12 protein-coding genes are annotated in these 17,663 nt (G+C 71.2%); 9 read left to right on the top strand and 3 right to left on the bottom strand.

Translation table 11 applies throughout. The annotated features are described in order from the left end of the window. Positions 1-53: 53 nt before the first annotated feature. Complete coding sequence (locus ACIQ7Q_RS13860) at positions 54-1,649, bottom strand: ferredoxin (RefSeq protein ID WP_403860049.1); 1,596 nt, start codon at positions 1,647-1,649, stop codon at positions 54-56. Then, entirely contained in the window at positions 1,646-3,265 is a 1,620-nt protein-coding gene (locus tag ACIQ7Q_RS13865) for a hypothetical protein (protein WP_403860052.1), read from the bottom strand. The genes ACIQ7Q_RS13860 and ACIQ7Q_RS13865 overlap by 4 nt, the downstream gene beginning before the upstream one ends. Before the next feature lie 428 nt (positions 3,266-3,693). On the opposite strand from ACIQ7Q_RS13865, the gene leuS reads away from it, so the two are divergent. From leuS to holA, 8 genes are all read left to right on the top strand, one after another. Then, on the top strand, positions 3,694-6,546 hold the full coding sequence (leuS, locus tag ACIQ7Q_RS13870) for a leucine--tRNA ligase (protein WP_403860055.1): 2,853 nt from the start codon (positions 3,694-3,696) through the stop codon (positions 6,544-6,546). Between the two features lie 142 nt (positions 6,547-6,688). Then, entirely contained in the window at positions 6,689-7,447 is a 759-nt protein-coding gene (locus ACIQ7Q_RS13875) for a hypothetical protein (protein ID WP_403860058.1), read from the top strand. A gap of 219 nt (positions 7,448-7,666) precedes the next feature. Then, positions 7,667-8,512, top strand: coding sequence for a DegV family protein (locus ACIQ7Q_RS13880; protein ID WP_403860061.1), 846 nt, complete (start codon positions 7,667-7,669; stop codon positions 8,510-8,512). Between the two features lie 780 nt (positions 8,513-9,292). Further along, positions 9,293-9,991 carry a helix-hairpin-helix domain-containing protein gene (locus ACIQ7Q_RS13885; RefSeq protein ID WP_403860064.1) on the top strand — a complete coding sequence of 233 codons (699 nt, stop codon included), beginning with the start codon at positions 9,293-9,295 and terminating at the stop codon, positions 9,989-9,991. After that, a complete protein-coding gene (locus ACIQ7Q_RS13890; protein ID WP_403860067.1) occupies positions 9,988-12,549 on the top strand; it encodes a ComEC/Rec2 family competence protein in 2,562 nt (853 codons plus the stop codon). Before ACIQ7Q_RS13885 ends, ACIQ7Q_RS13890 begins: the two co-directional genes overlap by 4 nt. 109 nt (positions 12,550-12,658) lie before the next feature. Continuing rightward, entirely contained in the window at positions 12,659-13,453 is a 795-nt protein-coding gene (locus tag ACIQ7Q_RS13895) for an arylamine N-acetyltransferase (protein ID WP_403860070.1), read from the top strand. 67 nt (positions 13,454-13,520) lie between these two features. Beyond that, positions 13,521-13,766: a hypothetical protein gene (locus ACIQ7Q_RS13900; RefSeq protein WP_403860073.1), complete on the top strand. Its 246-nt coding sequence runs from the start codon at positions 13,521-13,523 to the stop codon at positions 13,764-13,766. A 79-nt stretch (positions 13,767-13,845) separates the two neighbouring features. Next, positions 13,846-14,832, top strand: a complete 987-nt coding sequence (holA, locus tag ACIQ7Q_RS13905) for a DNA polymerase III subunit delta (protein ID WP_403860076.1) — start codon at positions 13,846-13,848, stop codon at positions 14,830-14,832. Between the two features lie 247 nt (positions 14,833-15,079). Here holA and rpsT read toward each other — a convergent pair whose 3' ends face one another. Next, positions 15,080-15,346 carry a 30S ribosomal protein S20 gene (rpsT, locus tag ACIQ7Q_RS13910; RefSeq protein ID WP_356629763.1) on the bottom strand — a complete coding sequence of 89 codons (267 nt, stop codon included), beginning with the start codon at positions 15,344-15,346 and terminating at the stop codon, positions 15,080-15,082. Positions 15,347-15,599: 253 nt separating this feature from the next. On the opposite strand from rpsT, the gene lepA reads away from it, so the two are divergent. Next, positions 15,600-17,465, top strand: a complete 1,866-nt coding sequence (lepA, locus tag ACIQ7Q_RS13915; RefSeq protein WP_403860080.1) for a translation elongation factor 4 — start codon at positions 15,600-15,602, stop codon at positions 17,463-17,465. Positions 17,466-17,663 lie beyond the last annotated feature (198 nt).

Consider the following 17,663-nt stretch of genomic DNA (forward strand, 5'->3'; position numbering starts at 1 on the left):
AGGCGGGCCAACCGATCCGGTTGGCCCGCCTCACTGCTTTGTGCGCGTCTACGTCAACTGCGGCCGCTGCCGAGGGCCTTGCGGTTGCTGCTGGGCAGCGCGGCGCGCGCGGGCGGCGGAGTCGGGGCCGAGGAAGCCACCTGCTCGATGCGCATCGCGAGCGCGGGACAGCGGCGCACGGCTCGCTGCGCCCGCCCCCGCATGTGCATGGGGACCATCGCGTCGGCCACCGACGGGTAGCCGTCCGGGTTGAGCCGGATCAGCTCGGGGATGATGTCCGCGCAGAGGCCGTGGCCCTGGCAGAGCGTCCAGTCCACGAAGATCTTCTCGCCGCTCGGGATCGACTCCTCGGCCTCCTCGTAGCCGGGCAGCGGAAGCGGCAGCACACCCGTCGTGTCGCGCCCGCAACCGCCGTGCAGCACATGGGCCGCGAGGTCGTCCGTGAAGGCGGACAGGGTCGAGGCGAAGAAGCGCGCGGAACCGTCCGGGTGCTTGCACGCGCCGCGGCCCTTGACCGCCTGGGTCACCTCGCGCAGCGCCTCCAGAGCGGCCGGCCCGCCGCCGTTCATCACATCGGCCAGCCCGCCCGCCGCCGCGGGCAGCCCGAGCTTGCACGGGCCGCACTGGCCCGCGGTCTCCGCGGCCAGCCAGTTGGCGACCCGCAGTGCCTCGCCCAGCGGACACGTCTCGGGACCGATCGGCAGGATCGCGCCCGCGCCCAGCGCGCCGCCCACCGAAGCCAGTGACTCCTTGGAGACGACCGCCTCGTGGACGGCGGCGGAGTCGATCCAGTTGCCGTGGTAACCGCCCGTCAACACACCTTGCGGCTGCGGCGGTGCGCCGGCCAGCTGGAGCACGTACCGCAGCGGCACGCCCGTCGGCACCTCGACGACCATCGGGCGTGCGACCGCCCCGGAGATTGTCAGCATGACGGTGCCCGGCTCGGAGTCCAGGCCGGTGTTGCAGTAGCGGCGGGAACCGATGCGGGCGGCGACGGCGAGCTGCGCGAACGTCTCCGCGTTGGACAGGAGGGTCGGAGCGCCGCCCACGCCCGTCTCCGCGGCACGGACCCGGCGGCCGGGCGGCAGGGCGGGTCCGCCGTTGACGGCCCGGATGACGGACGACGCCTCGCCCGACACCATGCGTTCGGGGGTGCGGACGACTCTGGCCCGCAGGGCCTGGCCACGCCGGTCGGACAGGCCGCGCTCGGCGAGCGCCGCACGCATGGAGATCTCCGTCGAGTTCCGGGTCACCGCGACGACGAGGGTCCGGGCGCCGAGCGCCTCCGCGGCGAGCAGCGCACCGTCGAGGATCAGATGGGGAGCGCGGTTCAGCAGCACCGTGTCCTTGCGGCAGGCCGGCTCGCCCTCACTGCCGTTGACCACGACGACCGGCCGCACGCCGCGCCGGATCGCGGACTTGGCGACGGCGCGCAACTTCTTGCCGAACGGGAAGCCCGCTCCGCCGCGGCCGGTGAGGGATATTTCCTCGGCGAGTTGGGCGAGTCGCTCGCCGCTCACTGGCTCGAGCGGCCCATGCACCTTGAGGTGCATGGGCAGGTCGAGACGGTCGACGAGATCGAAACCCTGTGTCAGCTGGGGAAGGCCGACGACGCGGACCTCGGGGACGTCGGGGAGCGGGGCGTTCACGGTCGTTCTCCTGCTGGTGCGTGCCAGGGCTCTCCGGCCGGGGGCTGGAAGAGGGGGCCGGGCAGTGGCGCTGTCTCGTCGTACGCGGGGATGTTGCCGGTGTCGTACGAGGAGCGGTCGGGGTAAGGGGCGGCGGCTTCGGTGAGAGGCGTGTCGTAAGGGGCGGTGGACGTGTAGGGCGCTGAAGCGCCGTAGGCGGGGAGGCCACCGGTGTCGTACACCGGCACGCCGCCCGTGTCGTACCTCGGAACGTTGCCGGTGTCGTACGGGGGCAGGCCGCCCGTGTCGTACGTGGGGACGGCACCCGTGTCGTACGTGGGGAGGGCACCGGTGTCGTACGGGGAGGGTGCGTCGTACGACGGTGCCGGGTCGAAGAGTGGTGGGGCAGGGGTGTCGTAGACGGGTGGTGCTGCCGGGTCGGGCCGGACCGACTGCGCCGGGGGCGGCGGCGAGGGGGTCGGCCAGCTGCCCGTACCGGGGCCCGTCTCCGACACCACGGGTATCTCCTCGGTCATCGGCACACGCTCGGCGAGCGGGGCCGACGGCTCGCCGGCGAGCGAGACCGCGCGGTAGGCGGCGGACATACGGGTGCCGCGGCCCGTGGTGCCGCCGCCGTCGGGGGTGACGGCGGGCTCGTCGTTCTGCGGCCGCGGGGCCTCGTACAGCTGCGGCGAGGGGGCGGCGATCCGAGGAGGCTGCGCGCGCGCCTGGCCGAGGGGCGGCTGGAAGTCCTGCTCGTACGGGCGCTGCGCCGGCACGCCGTTCATCCCGCCGCCCACGCGATCCATGCGTTCCATGCGGTCCATGCCTGCGGGTACGGTCGGGCGGCCCATCCCGTTCATTCCGCTCACGCCAGGCAGCGGCGCGGTGGCCAGGTCGCGCTGTGCCTGCTCATCGGCGGCGGGCCCGTCGGAACCGGCGCCGCCGGTCAGGATGAGGATCTTCGCGGCGATCTGCCGCTGCAGGGGGCGCGGCAGCAGTCGGACCGAGACAGCGGCGGCCACGCCCGCCAGGGCCAGGCAGTACATGGTCACCACCCAGGTCGCGGCCGGCCGGCCGGTGTAGAGGCCGTGGACCAGGGCGAAGCACCAGGCCGGGTACGCCAGCATGTGCAGCGCCCGCCAGCGGCCCGCGACGCGTACGTTGCCGGCGAGGGCGCTGCGGAGTGCGCCCGTCGTGCCGGCCACCACCATCAGGAACCCGGCCAACGAACCGAAGCCGATGAGGGCCGAGGTCCCGGTGACCCCGAGCCCGAACGGGATCAGGGCGCCGATCACCGACACGTGCCCCAGCGACACCTTCACCGTGGCGTGCAGCAGCAGGAAGCCGAGCGAGGCGATCGCCGTCGCCCGGTGGATGCCCTGGGCGAGCAGGCGGTGGCGGGGCGAGAGCAGTAGACGGTCGGTGGCGATGAGGCCCCAGGCGACGGAGGCGGTCAAGGAGACCAGGGAGAGGACTCCGGTGGTGAAGTCGAGCGCGGCGCGAAAACTGTCGCTTCCTCCCACGGCGAGCAGGGGTATGAGCACCAACGCGGCCGCGGTGAGGCCGCCTTGCACCTGGCGGCTGAGTCCGGGGCCCGGACCGGGCGACAAGCGCATCTTGAGACGAGGGTTCATGGGGCGACTCCGAATGGTGCGGGAAAGCTGTCCCGTTGACGCACTCTAGGTCGACCCATACCAACGGGACGAGGTTTCGAGGTTTATAGCGGGGAAGTGAGCGCAACTGACTCTGGGGTTGCCCTGGATAGGTGCGATACGCGGAGTAACGCGGACAGCCCGATCTTCGGAGCCTGACCGAAAGGCGCTCCCGCCCGATGGGAGGCCGTCCGGTGGACAGCAATGCGGCCGGTTCCTCCGCTGCGGTACCCTGACGCCATGCGTGCCGTACGCCTTCTGCTTAGCGAGCCGCGCTGATCAGTCCCGGCGGATGAGAAATCCGGTCGGAATCGGCGCGGCGTCCCCTCCTGTGCGAGGGGATTTTTCATTTCCCTGTACGTGAATCGGCTGGCAGTCGGCAGAGACGATCGATGGAGCTTCGAAGGATCATGAGCGAGATGAACTCGGCTGCTGAGACAGCAGCCCCACATCGTTATACGGCTGCCATGGCGGCCGACATCGAGGCACGCTGGCAGGACTTCTGGGACGCCCAGGGCATCTACGAGGCGCCCAACCCGACCGGGGACCTGGCGGGTGACCCGGCGCAGGTGGCCAAGCCCAAGAAGTTCGTCATGGACATGTTCCCGTACCCGTCCGGTGCGGGACTGCACGTCGGCCACCCCCTCGGGTACATCGCCACCGACGTCTTCGCCCGTCACCAGCGGATGACCGGGCACAACGTCCTGCACACCCTGGGCTTCGACGCCTTCGGTCTGCCCGCGGAGCAGTACGCGGTGCAGACCGGCACGCATCCCCGCGTGTCGACCGAGGCGAACATCGAGAACATGAAGGTGCAGCTGCGCCGGCTGGGCCTGGGTCACGACAAGCGCCGGTCGTTCGCCACGATCGACCCGGACTACTACAAGTGGACCCAGTGGATCTTCCTGCAGATCTTCAACTCCTGGTACGACGAGCAGGCGGACAAGGCCCGTCCGATCGATGAGCTGGTCGCGCAGTTCGAGAGCGGTGCGCGCGAGGTGCCCGGCGGCCGGGCGTGGACCGAGCTGAGCTCCCTGGAGCGCGCCGACGTCCTGGGCGGTTACCGCCTGGCGTACGCCTCGGACGCGCCCGTCAACTGGTGCCCCGGGCTGGGCACCGTGCTGGCGAACGAGGAGGTGACGGCCGACGGCCGTTCCGAGCGCGGCAACTTCCCGGTCTTCAAGGCCAAGCTGCGCCAGTGGAACATGCGCATCACCGCCTACGCCGACCGGCTGCTGGACGACCTGGACGCGCTGGACTGGCCGGAGGCCATCAAGCTGCAGCAGCGCAACTGGATCGGCCGCTCCGAGGGAGCCCGCGTCGACTTTGCGGTCGACGGCCACGACGACGCGCGGATCACCGTCTTCACCACCCGTCCCGACACGCTGTTCGGCGCCACGTACATGGTCCTGGCGCCCGAGCACGGGCTGATCGACTCCATCGTCCCCGCCGAGTGGCCGCAGGGTGTCAAGGAGGCGTGGACCGGCGGAGCCGCCACCCCCGCCGAGGCCGTCGCCGCCTATCGCAAGCAGGCACAGACGAAGAGCGACGTCGAGCGGCAGACCGAGCACAAGGACAAGACCGGTGTGTTCAGCGGCTCTTACGCCCTGAACCCGGTCACCGGCGAGCGGATCCCCGTCTTCGTCGCCGACTACGTGCTGATGGGTTACGGAACCGGCGCCATCATGGCCGTGCCCGGCCAGGACGAGCGGGACTGGGAGTTCGCGGAGGCCTTCGAACTGCCCATCATCCGCACGGTGCAGCCGCCCGAGGGCTGGGAGGGCGAGGCGTTCACCGGGCAGGGCCCGGCGATCAACTCCGCCAACGCCGAGATCTCGCTGAACGGCCTGGGCGTCGCAGAGGCCAAGGCGAAGATCACGGCTTGGCTGACGGACAAGGGCATCGGCGAGGGAACGGTCAACTTCCGGCTGCGTGACTGGCTGTTCAGCCGACAGCGCTACTGGGGCGAGCCCTTCCCGATCGTCTACGACGAGGACGGCGTGGCCCACGCGCTGCCCGAGTCGATGCTGCCCCTGGAACTGCCGGAGGTCGACGACTACTCGCCGCGCACCTTCGACCCGGACGACGCCGACACCCAGCCCGAGACGCCGCTGTCGCGCAACGACGACTGGGTCAACGTCGAGCTGGACCTGGGCGACGGCCCCAAGCGCTACCGGCGCGAGACCAACACCATGCCCAACTGGGCCGGTTCGTGCTGGTACGAACTGCGTTACCTGGACCCGCACAACAGCGAGCGGCTGGTCGACCCGGCCATCGAGCAGTACTGGATGGGACCGCGCGAGGGGCAGCCGCACGACGGAGTCGACCTGTACGTCGGCGGAGCAGAGCACGCCGTGCTGCACCTGCTGTACGCGCGCTTCTGGTCGAAGGTCCTGTTCGACCTGGGGCACGTCTCGTCGGTCGAGCCGTTCCACAAGCTGTACAACCAGGGCATGATCCAGGCGTACGTCTACCGGGACGAGCGGGGCTTCCCGGTGGCGGCCACCGAGGTGGAGGAGCGGGACGGCACGTTCTACTTCGAGGGTGAGCCGGTCAAGCGCGAGCTGGGCAAGATGGGCAAGTCCCTGAAGAACGCCGTCACCCCGGACGAGATCTGTGCCGAGTACGGTGCGGACACCCTGCGCCTGTACGAGATGGCGATGGGCCCCCTGGACGTCTCCCGGCCGTGGGACACCCGCGCCGTCGTCGGGCAGTACCGACTGCTGCAGCGCCTGTGGCGCAACGTCGTCGACGAGGCGAGTGGCGAGGTCACGGTCGTCGACACCGAGGCGGACGAGGCGACGCTGCGTGCACTGCACAAGGCGATCGACGGCGTGTCGCAGGACATGGCGGCGATGCGCTTCAACACTGCCATCGCCAAGATCACCGAGCTGAACAACCACCTGACGAAGTCGGGCGGCCCGGTGTCCCGCTCGGTGGCGGAGCGCCTGGTTCTGCTGATCGCACCGCTGGCCCCGCACATCGCGGAGGAGCTGTGGCGCAGGCTGGGCCACTCCGAGTCGGTCGTGAACCAGGACTTCCCGATCGCGGACCCGGCGTACGTCGTGGACGAGACCGTGACCTGCGTCGTGCAGATCAAGGGCAAGGTCAAGGCGCGCCTGGAGGTCTCCCCGTCCATCACGGACGAGGAGCTGGAGGCCCTGGCGCTGGGTGACGCGGCGGTCGTCGCCGCTCTGGGCGGTGCCGGCATCCGCAAGGTGATCGTACGGGCGCCGAAGCTGGTCAACATCGTGCCTGCGTAACGGGCACGGGTTTCGCCCGGACAAGACGGGCGGGGTGGCGGCGGGGATTTCCCCTACGGGCAGGTTGGGGGTTCCGATGGAACCTACGGCCTGCCCGTTCCGTTTACCGTGGAAGGAACACAACCGACGCCGGAGGGCGCACATGGAAGCCGCGATCACGATCCTGGCGCTGCTCTTCTTCGCTTTCGTGGCGTTGGGGGTGTATGTGGGCGTGAAGGCCCTGCGCGCCACCAAGCGCGGCGTCGAGCGCACCGTCAACCAGGCGCGTCGCACCGTCGAGGACACCGCACTGCGGGCGAAGAGCTACGGGCAGATGGGCGTGAGCGGTGAGCTGGCGCAGCTGCGGCTGAAGCTGCGTACGTCCATGAGAGCCACCCAGGAAGCGTTGAACGCCGGCGCGGCGGAGGACGCCTCACTGTCCGAGTCGCTCGCCCTGTTCCGGCGGCTCAGCACCCATGGACACGAGCTGGACGACGAGCTCAGGCGGCTGGAGCGCGAGCCCGACCGGTCGTCGGTCGCCGCGCTGATGCCCGGCCTGCGCGAGCGCACGGAGCGCATCACGCACTCCGCGGAATCGCTGCGCTGGGCGGCGCGCGACCGGGCGCAGAAGTTCGCGGAGGACGACTTGGACGCGCTGAGCGCCCAGATCGACATGGAGGCGGGAGCGCTGCGGCACTGGTCGGCGCCGGACGAGGCTGGAGGTGTGACGGAGCCGAAGTCGTGGCCGGCAGCGCCGAAACCGGAGCGCCAGGCGCAGGAGCCGGAGGATGCGGGCGCCCAGACATGGCCCGAGACGGAGGCCGAAACGCCCGGTCGGCCGCAGGCGATCACCGCGCGGGATCCGCGGCAGCAAACCGCCTACCCCTGGCAGAAGACCGCCCGGCCGGAAACCTCCAACTGACGCCTGCGGCCCCGCACGTGCTGTTGCGGTGGGGCACATGGCCCGCGGTGCGCTGTCGCCCGTGACCGCCGGCCTGGAGCGGGCGCGCACGAGGGCCCCCGGGTGGCGGTCGGATGGTGTTCGAATGGTGTCCGTATGGCAGTCGGACAGGGGCGGGCTGCCGACGTCCGGACAGGGTCGGGCTGCCGACCAGGGGCGGCTGCGGGTAACCTCCCGCTCATGTCCCGCCATGTCGCGATCGTCACCGATTCAACGGCCTACCTGCCGCCACTGATGATGGAGCGGCACAGCATCACCGCGGTGCCGTTGACCGTCGTACTCGGCGACCAGGCGCTGGAGGAGGGCACCGAGATCTCTGCCCGCTCGCTCGCTGCCGCCCTGCAGAAGCGACGCTCGGTGACGACGTCCCGGCCCAGCCCCGAAATGTTCGCGCAGGCCTACCGCGCCGCCGCGGAAGCCGGCGCGACCGGGATCGTCTCACTGCACCTGTCGGCGGAGCTGTCGGGGACGTACGACGCAGCACTGCTGGCCGCCAAGGACGCACCCGTGCCGGTTCGTGTCGTCGACACCGAAATGATCGCCATGGCGCTCGGATTCTGCGCGCTCGCGGCCGCCGAGGTGGCGGAGGCGGGCGGTTCCCTCGACGAGGCGGTGGTGGCGGCGGAGAAACGAGCGGAAGGCACTTCCGCGTACTTCTACGTCGACACCCTCGACTATCTGCGCCGCGGCGGCCGGATCGGCACCACACAGGCGCTGCTCGGGTCCGCGCTCGCCGTCAAACCGCTGCTTCAGCTGGACGGCGGTCGCATCGACATGCTGGAGCGCGTGCGTACGGCGTCGAGGGCCATCGCCCGTCTCGAGGAGATCGTCGCCGGACGGGCCGGCACCGCGCCGGTGGACATCGCGGTGCACCACCTGTCGGCGCCGGAGCGGGCCGCGGCATTGGCCGACCGGCTGCGGGAGCGAGTGCCGGGGCTGGTGGATCTGCACGTCAGTGAGGTGGGCGCGGTGATCGGGGCGCACACGGGGCCGGGGCTGCTGGGTGTCGTGATCTCGGCGCGTTGAGGCGTTGGCCGTCACCTGCGCGTGCCTTGTGGCCTGCGCGTCCGGCGTCACCTGCACGGGTGATGGAGTTATGCACAACGAGTCGGTTATCCACCGGAATTGGGCGTGCTCAGCGGGTTCGGGCTGTTGTGCCTACCGTCCTGTGACATGGCTCTTCGATCACGTTCCGCAACCAGTGGCCCGGGCCGCGCCCCGGCCTCCGACAGCCGCGCACGCCACGGCCGCGGCCCCGCCCATGCCCTCGGTCATGGGAACCTCGGCCAGGGGGCGTACGGCGGCGGTAGCGCCCGCGCCGGGGACAGTGGTGGTGTCCGACCCGCCCGGCTGCGTGGCGGTCGCGCGTCGCCGACGGCGCAGGCCATGGCGTTGCGTCGGCGGGCGGACGCCCTGTTCGAGGCAGCGGTTCCGCGCGCCGCGAGTGGACGGACTGAGGGTGGGCGGGCCGCGGGTTCGACATACGCGCCCGGCGACCCACCTCTGCGCTCGGCACGTTCGGTCCGCCCAGCCCGCTCGACGGCAGGCGTGCGGCGGAGCGGCGCGGGTACCGGGCCCAGTCGTGGCGGCCCGCCGGGCCGGGCGCGAGGCGACGTATCGGACACGCTGACGGAGCCGCCTGCCAGGCCGCCCGCTCCGGCAGTGGTGCCGGCCGCTGAACGGGACAGGGCGGATGCCGGGCCGGGCACCCGTGGGCTGGCTGCCGGGCGGTCGGGTGCCGGGCCGGGGGGGTTCGGGGGTAGAGGACGGCCGCGCTTCTGGTTCGCGCTCCGGGACCGGCTACCGGTGTGGGTGCAGCTGCGATGTGGTCTCGAGCCCAAAGCGCTGGCCGCTCTGGCCGTGATCCTCGTGGTGGGGGCGGGCTTCGCGGCACAGCACTTCTGGGCGGGCCGCCCGCAGTCCGTGAGCGCTCCTGCGCTAATCCAACAGGGGTCGGCCCAGGCCGGGTCCGGGCCCGTCGCCGCCTCCGGCTCCGAGACCTCGGATGCAGAGCCGGCGCCGGCGCCGTCGCCGGGTTCGCCGCCTGCCGACGCCCGGCAGGCGGCCCGCATCGTCGTCGACGTGAGCGGCAAGGTGCGGCATCCGGCAGTGCTCAAACTGCCCGCGGGGTCGAGGGTCGCCGACGCGATCGAGGCGGCGGGAGGCGTCAGGCCCGGCACGGACATGACGGGCCTCAACCGGGCGCGGGTCCTGACGGACGGCGAGCAGGTCGTGGTGGGCGGTCCCGCGGCGCCCGTGCCGAGCGGCATCGGCGCAGGGGCGGGGCCGGGGGCGGGGTCGGGAGTCCCGGTGGGGCCGATCAGCCTCAACTCCGCCACTGCTGAGCAGCTCGAGACGCTGCCCGGAGTGGGACCGGTGCTGGCCCAGCACATCATCGGCCACCGCACGCAGAACGGGGGCTTCCGGTCGGTCGACGAACTCCGTGACGTCAACGGGATCGGCGACCGCCGGTTCGAGGACCTGCGGAATCTGGTTCGGCCATGACCCGCGTGACGGTTCACGCCGCATCGGAGAGCAGGCTCGGCGCTGCCGACCCACGCCAGGAGGGACCGACCGACCTCCGACTGGTGCTGCCCGCGCTGGCGGCCTGGGCGGCGTCCGCTCTCGCTCTCGGGGCGCCGGGCGGGTGGACTGCCGCGGGTGTGGTCGCCTGCCTGGTGGCGACTGGACTGCTGCCGCTCTGGGCGGCGGCGCGGCGGAGTCGGATGCATGGGCTCATCGCCACGACCCAGGGCGGAACGACGGCAGAGGTGGGCAGTGCGGCGCGAGTCGCCGTCAGTGGCACGTGGTGGCGGCTCAACGCCACCGCCCTCGCCGCCGTGCTGCTGTGCGCCGCCGCGGGCGCGGCCTCCGCCGGACTGCACGGGGCGGATCTCAGTCGTGGACCGCTCCCCGTCCTGGCCGACCGATTCGCGCGTGTCACAGTCGAGTTGACGGTCACGTCCGACCCGAGGCCCACCCGCTCCAGGGTGGTCGGTGACCGGGTGGCTCCGCCGGCGCTCGTACTGAACGCCGAGGCGACGCGGGTCATCGCCCCCGGCGGAGCCGTCACCGCGACCCGTACCCCCGTGCTCGTGATCGTGCCCACCAGCGAGGCGGACGCGAACTGGCGCCGGCTTCTTCCCTCCACGCGGCTGAAGGTCGGCGGACGGCTCACGCCACCACTTCGCCCCGACGACCCGTTCGCGGCCGTGCTGCGGGCCGACGGCGGCCCGCCGTCCATCGCCGCCTCCCCGAGCCCTCTGCAGCGCAGGGCCGGTGCACTGCGGGCAGGACTGCGCGAGGCCACGAACGGCCTGGCGCCGGATGCCCGCGCTCTGCTCCCGGGGCTGGTCGTCGGGGACACCTCACGCATTCCGGCCGACCTGCAGGAAGCTTTCGAGGCGACGGACCTGACCCATTTGCTCGCTGTCTCCGGAAGCAATCTCACCATTGTGCTGGTCCTGTTGATCGGGCCGCCCGGTCGGGCGCTGCTGGCCGAACGCCGGGGCCTGGCACCTCGTCTGGGCATCACCCTGCGCGGGGCCGCGCTGCTCGGTGGCGTGCTCACGCTCGCCTTCGTGGTGGTGTGCCGGCCCGAACCGAGTGTTCTGCGGGCGGCGGCGTGCGGGCTCATCACTCTGCTCGCCATCGGCACCGGCCGCCGGAGGTCGCTCGTCCCGGCGCTGGCCGCCGCTGTCCTGCTGCTCCTTCTCTACGACCCGTGGCTGGCGCGGAGTTACGGCTTTCTGCTCTCCATCCTCGCCACCGGGGCGCTGCTCACGATCGGCCCCCGTTGGAGCGAGGCGCTCCAGCGGCGAAGGGTGCCGCCCCGGCTCGCCGAGGCGCTGGCGGCGACCGCCGCGGCGCAGGCCGTGTGCGCTCCGGTGGTGGCCGTGTTCGCCGCCAGGGTCAGCCTGGTCGCGATTCCCTGCAACCTCGTGGCCGAACTGGCTGTGGCTCCGGCGACGATCCTCGGCTTCGCGGCGCTGGCCACGGCCCCCATAGCCATACCGGTCGCCGAGCTGCTGGCGCGCTGCGCCGGCTGGCCTGCCGGCTGGATCGCCTCCGTGGCCCGGGCGGGAGCGGCGCTGCCGGGCGCCCAGATCGACTGGCCGGGCGGCTGGCGCGGTGGGCTGCTGCTCCTGGCCCTCACTGCAGGTTTGCTGCTCGTGGTCCGCCGGCTGACACGACATCCCTGGGCCATCGCGCTCTGCGCGCTGCTGCTCGTGCTGGCTGTGGTACGCCCCGCCCCACTGACCAGGAGCCTCACCGGTTGGCCGCCTCAAGGCTGGGCGCTGGTGATGTGCGACGTGGGACAGGGAGATGCCATGGTGCTTTCGGCCGGTGACGATACCGCGGTGGTCGTGGATGCGGGGCCCGATCCCCGCCTCGCCGACCGGTGCCTGAGCGAATTGGGTGTCACGGAGGTGCCGTTAATTCTGGTGACCCACTTCCACGCCGACCACGTCGCCGGCCTCGCCGGAGTGCTGCGCGGCAGGGTGGTGGGGGCGATCCAGACGACGTCGTTCGAAGAACCCCGTCCACAGGCGGCGTTCGTACGGCGCACGGCTGCGGCGGCCGGTGTGCCGGTGATCCACGCGATACCGGGGGAGCGGCGTCGCGCCGGGCGGCTCTCCTGGCAGGTCCTGTGGCCCGACATGTCCCGGGGCGCGGCGCCCGAAGGGCCGAACGATGCCAGCGTCGCGCTGCTCGTCCGGGCGGCGGGCGGCCTGTCGCTGCTGCTGCTCGGAGATCTCGAACCCCCGTCCCAGCGCGGGCTGATACGTGCCCATCCGGCGCTTCCACCGGTCGACGTGCTCAAGGTCGCCCATCACGGCTCGGCGTACCAGCACCCCTCGCTGCTGGCGGGGGCCAGCCCCCGACTGGCCCTGGTGTCCTGCGGCAGGAACAACCTGTACGGGCACCCGGCGCCCCGTACGGTCGGTGCGCTGCGGGCGCGAGGGGCGCTGGTGCTGCGTACCGACCGGGACGGCGCCATCGCGATCACGGGCGCGGGTGCAGAGCTGAGAGCTGTGACGCGCGGCCCAGCGGGCGGGTGAAGGGGGACGACCGCCGCCTCCTCGGGCCGGGGGAGGAGGGTCCTCCGCCATCCGGCCCAGGACCAACGCGCGCCTGGCCTGCGGGTCGGCGCCGCAGGAGACTGACGGTATGAAACCTCCTGCGCAGACCGTCGATGCCTACCTCGCCCGGATCGAGGGCGTACGACCCCGGCGGGCGGACGCCGCGGCGCTTCGTGAGTTGCAGCTGCGGCATCTGCTGACGGTGCCGTTCGAGAATCTGTCGATCCACCTCGGTGAGCCCCTGGTCCTGGAGGACCGCCCCCTGCTCGACAAGATCGTCGGTGCCCGACGCGGCGGCTTCTGCTACGAACTCAACGGCACCTTCGCGGCGTTGCTGCGCGGGCTCGGCTACCGGGTGACGCTGCTCCAGGGCCGGGTGTTCGGCGACGGGAGCCGACTGGGCATCCCGTACGACCACCTCGCGCTGCGCGTGGAGACCGAGGACGGCACCGGACCCTGGCTGGCCGACGTCGGATTCGGCGACCACAGCCACCATCCGCTCCTCCTCGGGGAGAGGGGCGAGCAGGCCGACCCGGCGGGGATCTTCCAGGTCGTCGAAGCGCCCGAGGGGGACCTCGACGTCCTGCGGGACGGCAAGCCGCAGTTCCGCCTCGACACCAGGCCGCGGGAGCTTGTCGACTTCGAGGCGGGTGCATGGTGGCACCGCACCTCGCCCGCCTCGCACTTCACCCAGTCGCTTGTGTGCTCCCTGCTCACCGAGGAGGGCCGGATCACCCTTACCGGCCGCAAGCTCGTCACCACGGTGCGCGGCGAGCGGCAGGAGCGGCCGCTCGGCGGCGACGACGAGGTGCTCGCCGCCTACCGGAAGCACTTCGGCCTGGAGCTGGACCGAGTGCCGGAGGTGCGGCGGACGCAGTCCTGACACCTGGTGCGACGACCGACCCGGGCGCGAATGACAAGGTCGTGCCGGTGACCGGCACAATATGGCCGTGAGCGATGTGAGACATGTACTGGTGCTGCCCGACCGCGACGCCGCGCAGGAGGTGGCAGAGACGATCGGTGACCGCTTCGCCGTGGCCGAGGAGCCCCAACTGGTGCGGGACGCCCTCGCCGGTGAGGACGACGCCGAGGACGCGCAATGGCTGGTCGTCGTCGAGGACCCGCAAGGCAGGTTGGACGGCGCCGCGCTGGAGGAGTTCGTCGCGGGCTGGGACGGATGGCGCGAGGCGCACTGACGACGCCTCGAGCGGCGGGGACGGCGGCAACGGGGACAGCAGCGGGGACTGTCGGTGGCCCGTGGGATGCTGGAGCGCGATGGCCAGCAACAGGAATTCCACCGACGATCCACTCGCCCCCGTCACCCTCGCGGTCGGCCAGGAGGACCTGCTCCTCGATCGCGCCGTTCAGCAGGTGGTGGCCGCGGCGCGCGCCGCGGACGCCGACACCGACGTACGGGATCTCACCGCCGACCAGCTCCAGCCCGGCACTCTCGCCGAGCTGACGAGCCCGTCGCTCTTCGCCGAGCGCAAGGTCGTGATCGTGCGAAACGCGCAGGACCTGTCCGCCGACACGATCAAGGACGTCAAGGGATATCTCGACTCCCCGGCCGAGGAGATCACTCTGGTGCTGGTGCACCCGGGTGCCGCCAAGGGCAAGGGACTGCTGGACGCGGCCCGCAAAGCCGGGGCGCGCGAGGTCGCCTGCCCCAAGACGACCAAGCCGGCGGAGCGGCTCACCTTCGTACGGTCCGAGTTCCGTGCGTTGGGCAGGTCCGCGACGCCCGAGGCGTGCCAGGCCCTGGTCGACTCCATCGGCAGTGATCTGCGGGAGTTGGCGTCGGCGGTGTCCCAGCTGACCGCGGACGTCGAGGGCACCATCGACGAGGCGATCGTCGGCCGTTACTACACAGGCCGTGCCGAGGCCTCCAGTTTCAACGTCGCCGACCGGGCGGTGGAGGGCCGGGCCGCCGAGGCGCTGGAGGCGCTGCGCTGGTCGCTGTCGACGGGCGTCGCGCCCGTGCTGATCACCAGCGCGCTGGCCCAGGGCGTGCGGGCGATCGGCAAGCTCTCCTCCGCGCGCGGCGGCCGGCCTGCCGACCTGGCCCGTGAGCTGGGCATGCCGCCGTGGAAGATCGACCGCGTGCGCCAGCAGATGCGGGGCTGGACCCCCGACGGGGTTGCCGTCGCCCTGCGGGCGGTGGCAGAGGCGGACGCGGGCGTCAAAGGCGGCGGCGACGACGCGGAGTACGCGTTGGAGAAGGCGGTCGTGACGATCGCGCGTGCGGCGCGGTCGCGCCGCTAGAAGCCCCTTCTCCCCGGGCGCCTCCACCCCGGGCGCTCTCCCACCGCCTCGCCTCTCGCCCGCCGCCCGGGTACGACGAAGACCCCGGGCCGGTGTCCTGGGGAAGGACAACGGCACGGGGCCTTCGCTTCAAGCTCGGTGCGCCGCACCCGCGTGGCGAACGCAGGCCGCGTGCGGCGCGGAAGGTGCCGGTCAGGAGCGGATGAGAGGGCCCGCTGAATCCGTTCCGGCGATCACATCAGTGAGCTCAGCCCTGCAGGGAGCCGACCTTGGCAGCCAGCGCCGACTTCTTGTTGGCGGCGGCGTTCTTGTGGATGACACCCTTCGAGACAGCCTTGTCGAGCTGACGGGAGGCGTCGCGGACGGCCACATTGGCCTTCTCGACGTCACCCGCGGCGACAGCCTCACGGGCCTTGCGGATCGCGGTCTTGAGCGACGACTTGACGGCCTTGTTGCGCAGGCGCGCCTTCTCGTTGGTCTTGTTCCGCTTGATCTGGGACTTGATGTTCGCCACGAAAGAGCCTTTTCAGGTTCGATGATTCTCTGAGGTTGCGTCCCGGCCTCCGAAGTTTGCGGGCTTCGGAAGCCCCCGGGAGAGGGCATGAGACACAGCTGCTCAGGCTACCAGTCGCCCCGCGGGCGGCCCAAACCGGGCTCAGTCCCGCAACCGTGGGACCATGGAGCCTACGTATCGATCCGACATCGCCCCGAGCCGAGCCCGAGCCGAGCTCACCGACCCGGCGTCTGCCAAAGAATCAGGACCCTGCGTGCCCGCGACTCCTACCCACGTGCCCGAGCCGAGCCGTACCGACCCGGCTCTGATCCGCAACTTCTGCATCATCGCGCACATCGACCACGGCAAGTCGACCCTCGCCGACCGGATGCTCCAGCTGACCGGCGTGGTCGAGCAGCGGCAGATGCGCGCTCAGTACCTCGACCGGATGGACATCGAGCGCGAGCGTGGCATCACGATCAAGTCCCAGGCGGTCCGTCTTCCCTGGGCGCCCACCGAGGGCGAGGACCAGGGGAAGACCCACATCCTCAACATGATCGACACCCCCGGGCACGTGGACTTCACGTATGAGGTGTCCCGGTCCCTGGCCGCCTGTGAGGGCACGGTCCTGCTGGTCGACGCCGCCCAGGGCATCGAGGCCCAGACGCTCGCCAACCTGTACCTGGCGATGGAGAACGACCTCGCGATCGTCCCGGTCCTCAACAAGATCGACCTTCCGGCCGCCCAGCCGGAGAAGTTCGCCGAGGAGCTGGCGAACCTGGTCGGCTGCGACCCGGACGACGTGCTCAGGGTGTCCGCCAAGACGGGCCTCGGTGTGGAGGCGCTGCTCGACCGCGTCGTCCGCGAGGTTCCCGCTCCGGTCGGCGTCGCCGACGCCCCCGCCCGCGCGATGATCTTCGACTCGGTCTACGACTCCTACCGCGGTGTCGTGACGTATGTACGTGTGATCGACGGCCAGCTCAACAAGCGTGAGCGCATCCGGATGATGTCGACCGGCGCCACGCACGAGCTGCTCGAGATCGGCACCAACTCGCCCGAGATGCTCCCGGCCGACGGTCTCGGCGTCGGCGAGGTGGGCTACCTCATCACCGGTGTGAAGGACGTCCGGCAGTCCAAGGTCGGAGACACAATCACCAGCCTGCACAAGGGCGCCACCGAGGCGCTCGGCGGCTACAAGGACCCGAAGCCGATGGTCTTCTCGGGCCTCTATCCGCTGGACGGTTCCGACTACCCGGAGCTGCGCGACGCCCTGGACAAGCTCCAGCTCAACGACGCCGCGCTGGTCTACGAGCCGGAGACGTCCGCGGCTCTCGGCTTCGGCTTCCGTGTCGGTTTCCTCGGCCTGCTGCACCTGGATGTGATCCGCGAGCGGCTCGAGCGCGAGTTCGGCCTCGACCTGATCGCCACGGCCCCCAACGTGGTCTACCGCGTGACCATGGAGGACGGCACAGAGCACACGGTCACCAACCCGAGCGAGTTCCCCGAGGGCAAGATCAACGAGGTGCACGAGCCTGTCGTGCGCGCCACGATCCTCGCGCCCAGCGAGTTCATCGGCTCGATCATGGAGCTCTGCCAGACCCGTCGCGGCACCCTCCTCGGCATGGACTACCTCTCGGAGGACCGGGTCGAGATCCGCTACACCCTGCCGCTGGCGGAGATCGTCTTCGACTTCTTCGACCAGCTGAAGTCCAAGACGCGCGGCTATGCCTCCCTTGACTACGAGCCCACCGGGGAGCAGGCCTCCAGCCTCGTCAAGGTCGACATCCTCCTCCACGGTGACAAGGTGGACGCCTTCTCGGCGATCACCCACAAGGACGCCGCCTATGCCTACGGAGTGCGGCTCGTCGCCAAGCTCCGGGAGCTCATCCCGCGGCAGGCGTTCGAGGTGCCCATCCAGGCGGCCATCGGGTCCCGGGTCATCGCGCGCGAGACCATCCGCGCCATCCGCAAGGACGTCCTCGCCAAGTGCTACGGCGGTGACATCTCCCGTAAGCGGAAGCTGCTGGAGAAGCAGAAGGAAGGCAAGAAGCGGATGAAGATGGTCGGCTCTGTGGAGGTCCCGCAGGAGGCTTTCATCGCGGTGCTGTCCAGCGACGAGGGTGGCAAGAGCAAGAAGTAGTCGTCGCGTCACCGTGCGTAGCGACCACCTCGGGGGTGTGCGTCCGGTACGCGCGCCGCTCGCTCCGAAATGTGCGCACCCGCTCTCTCCGGAAAGCGCCCGTCCCTGTCGTGGCGGGCGCTTTTCGGTCGTCCGGGGCGCATCCAGGGCTTAGCTGTCGCATGCACCGATCTGTCGTCCCGATGGGCGGACCTGCGC

Source organism: Streptomyces sp. NPDC096176, assembly GCF_044763255.1.
GTDB lineage: Bacteria > Actinomycetota > Actinomycetes > Streptomycetales > Streptomycetaceae > Streptomyces.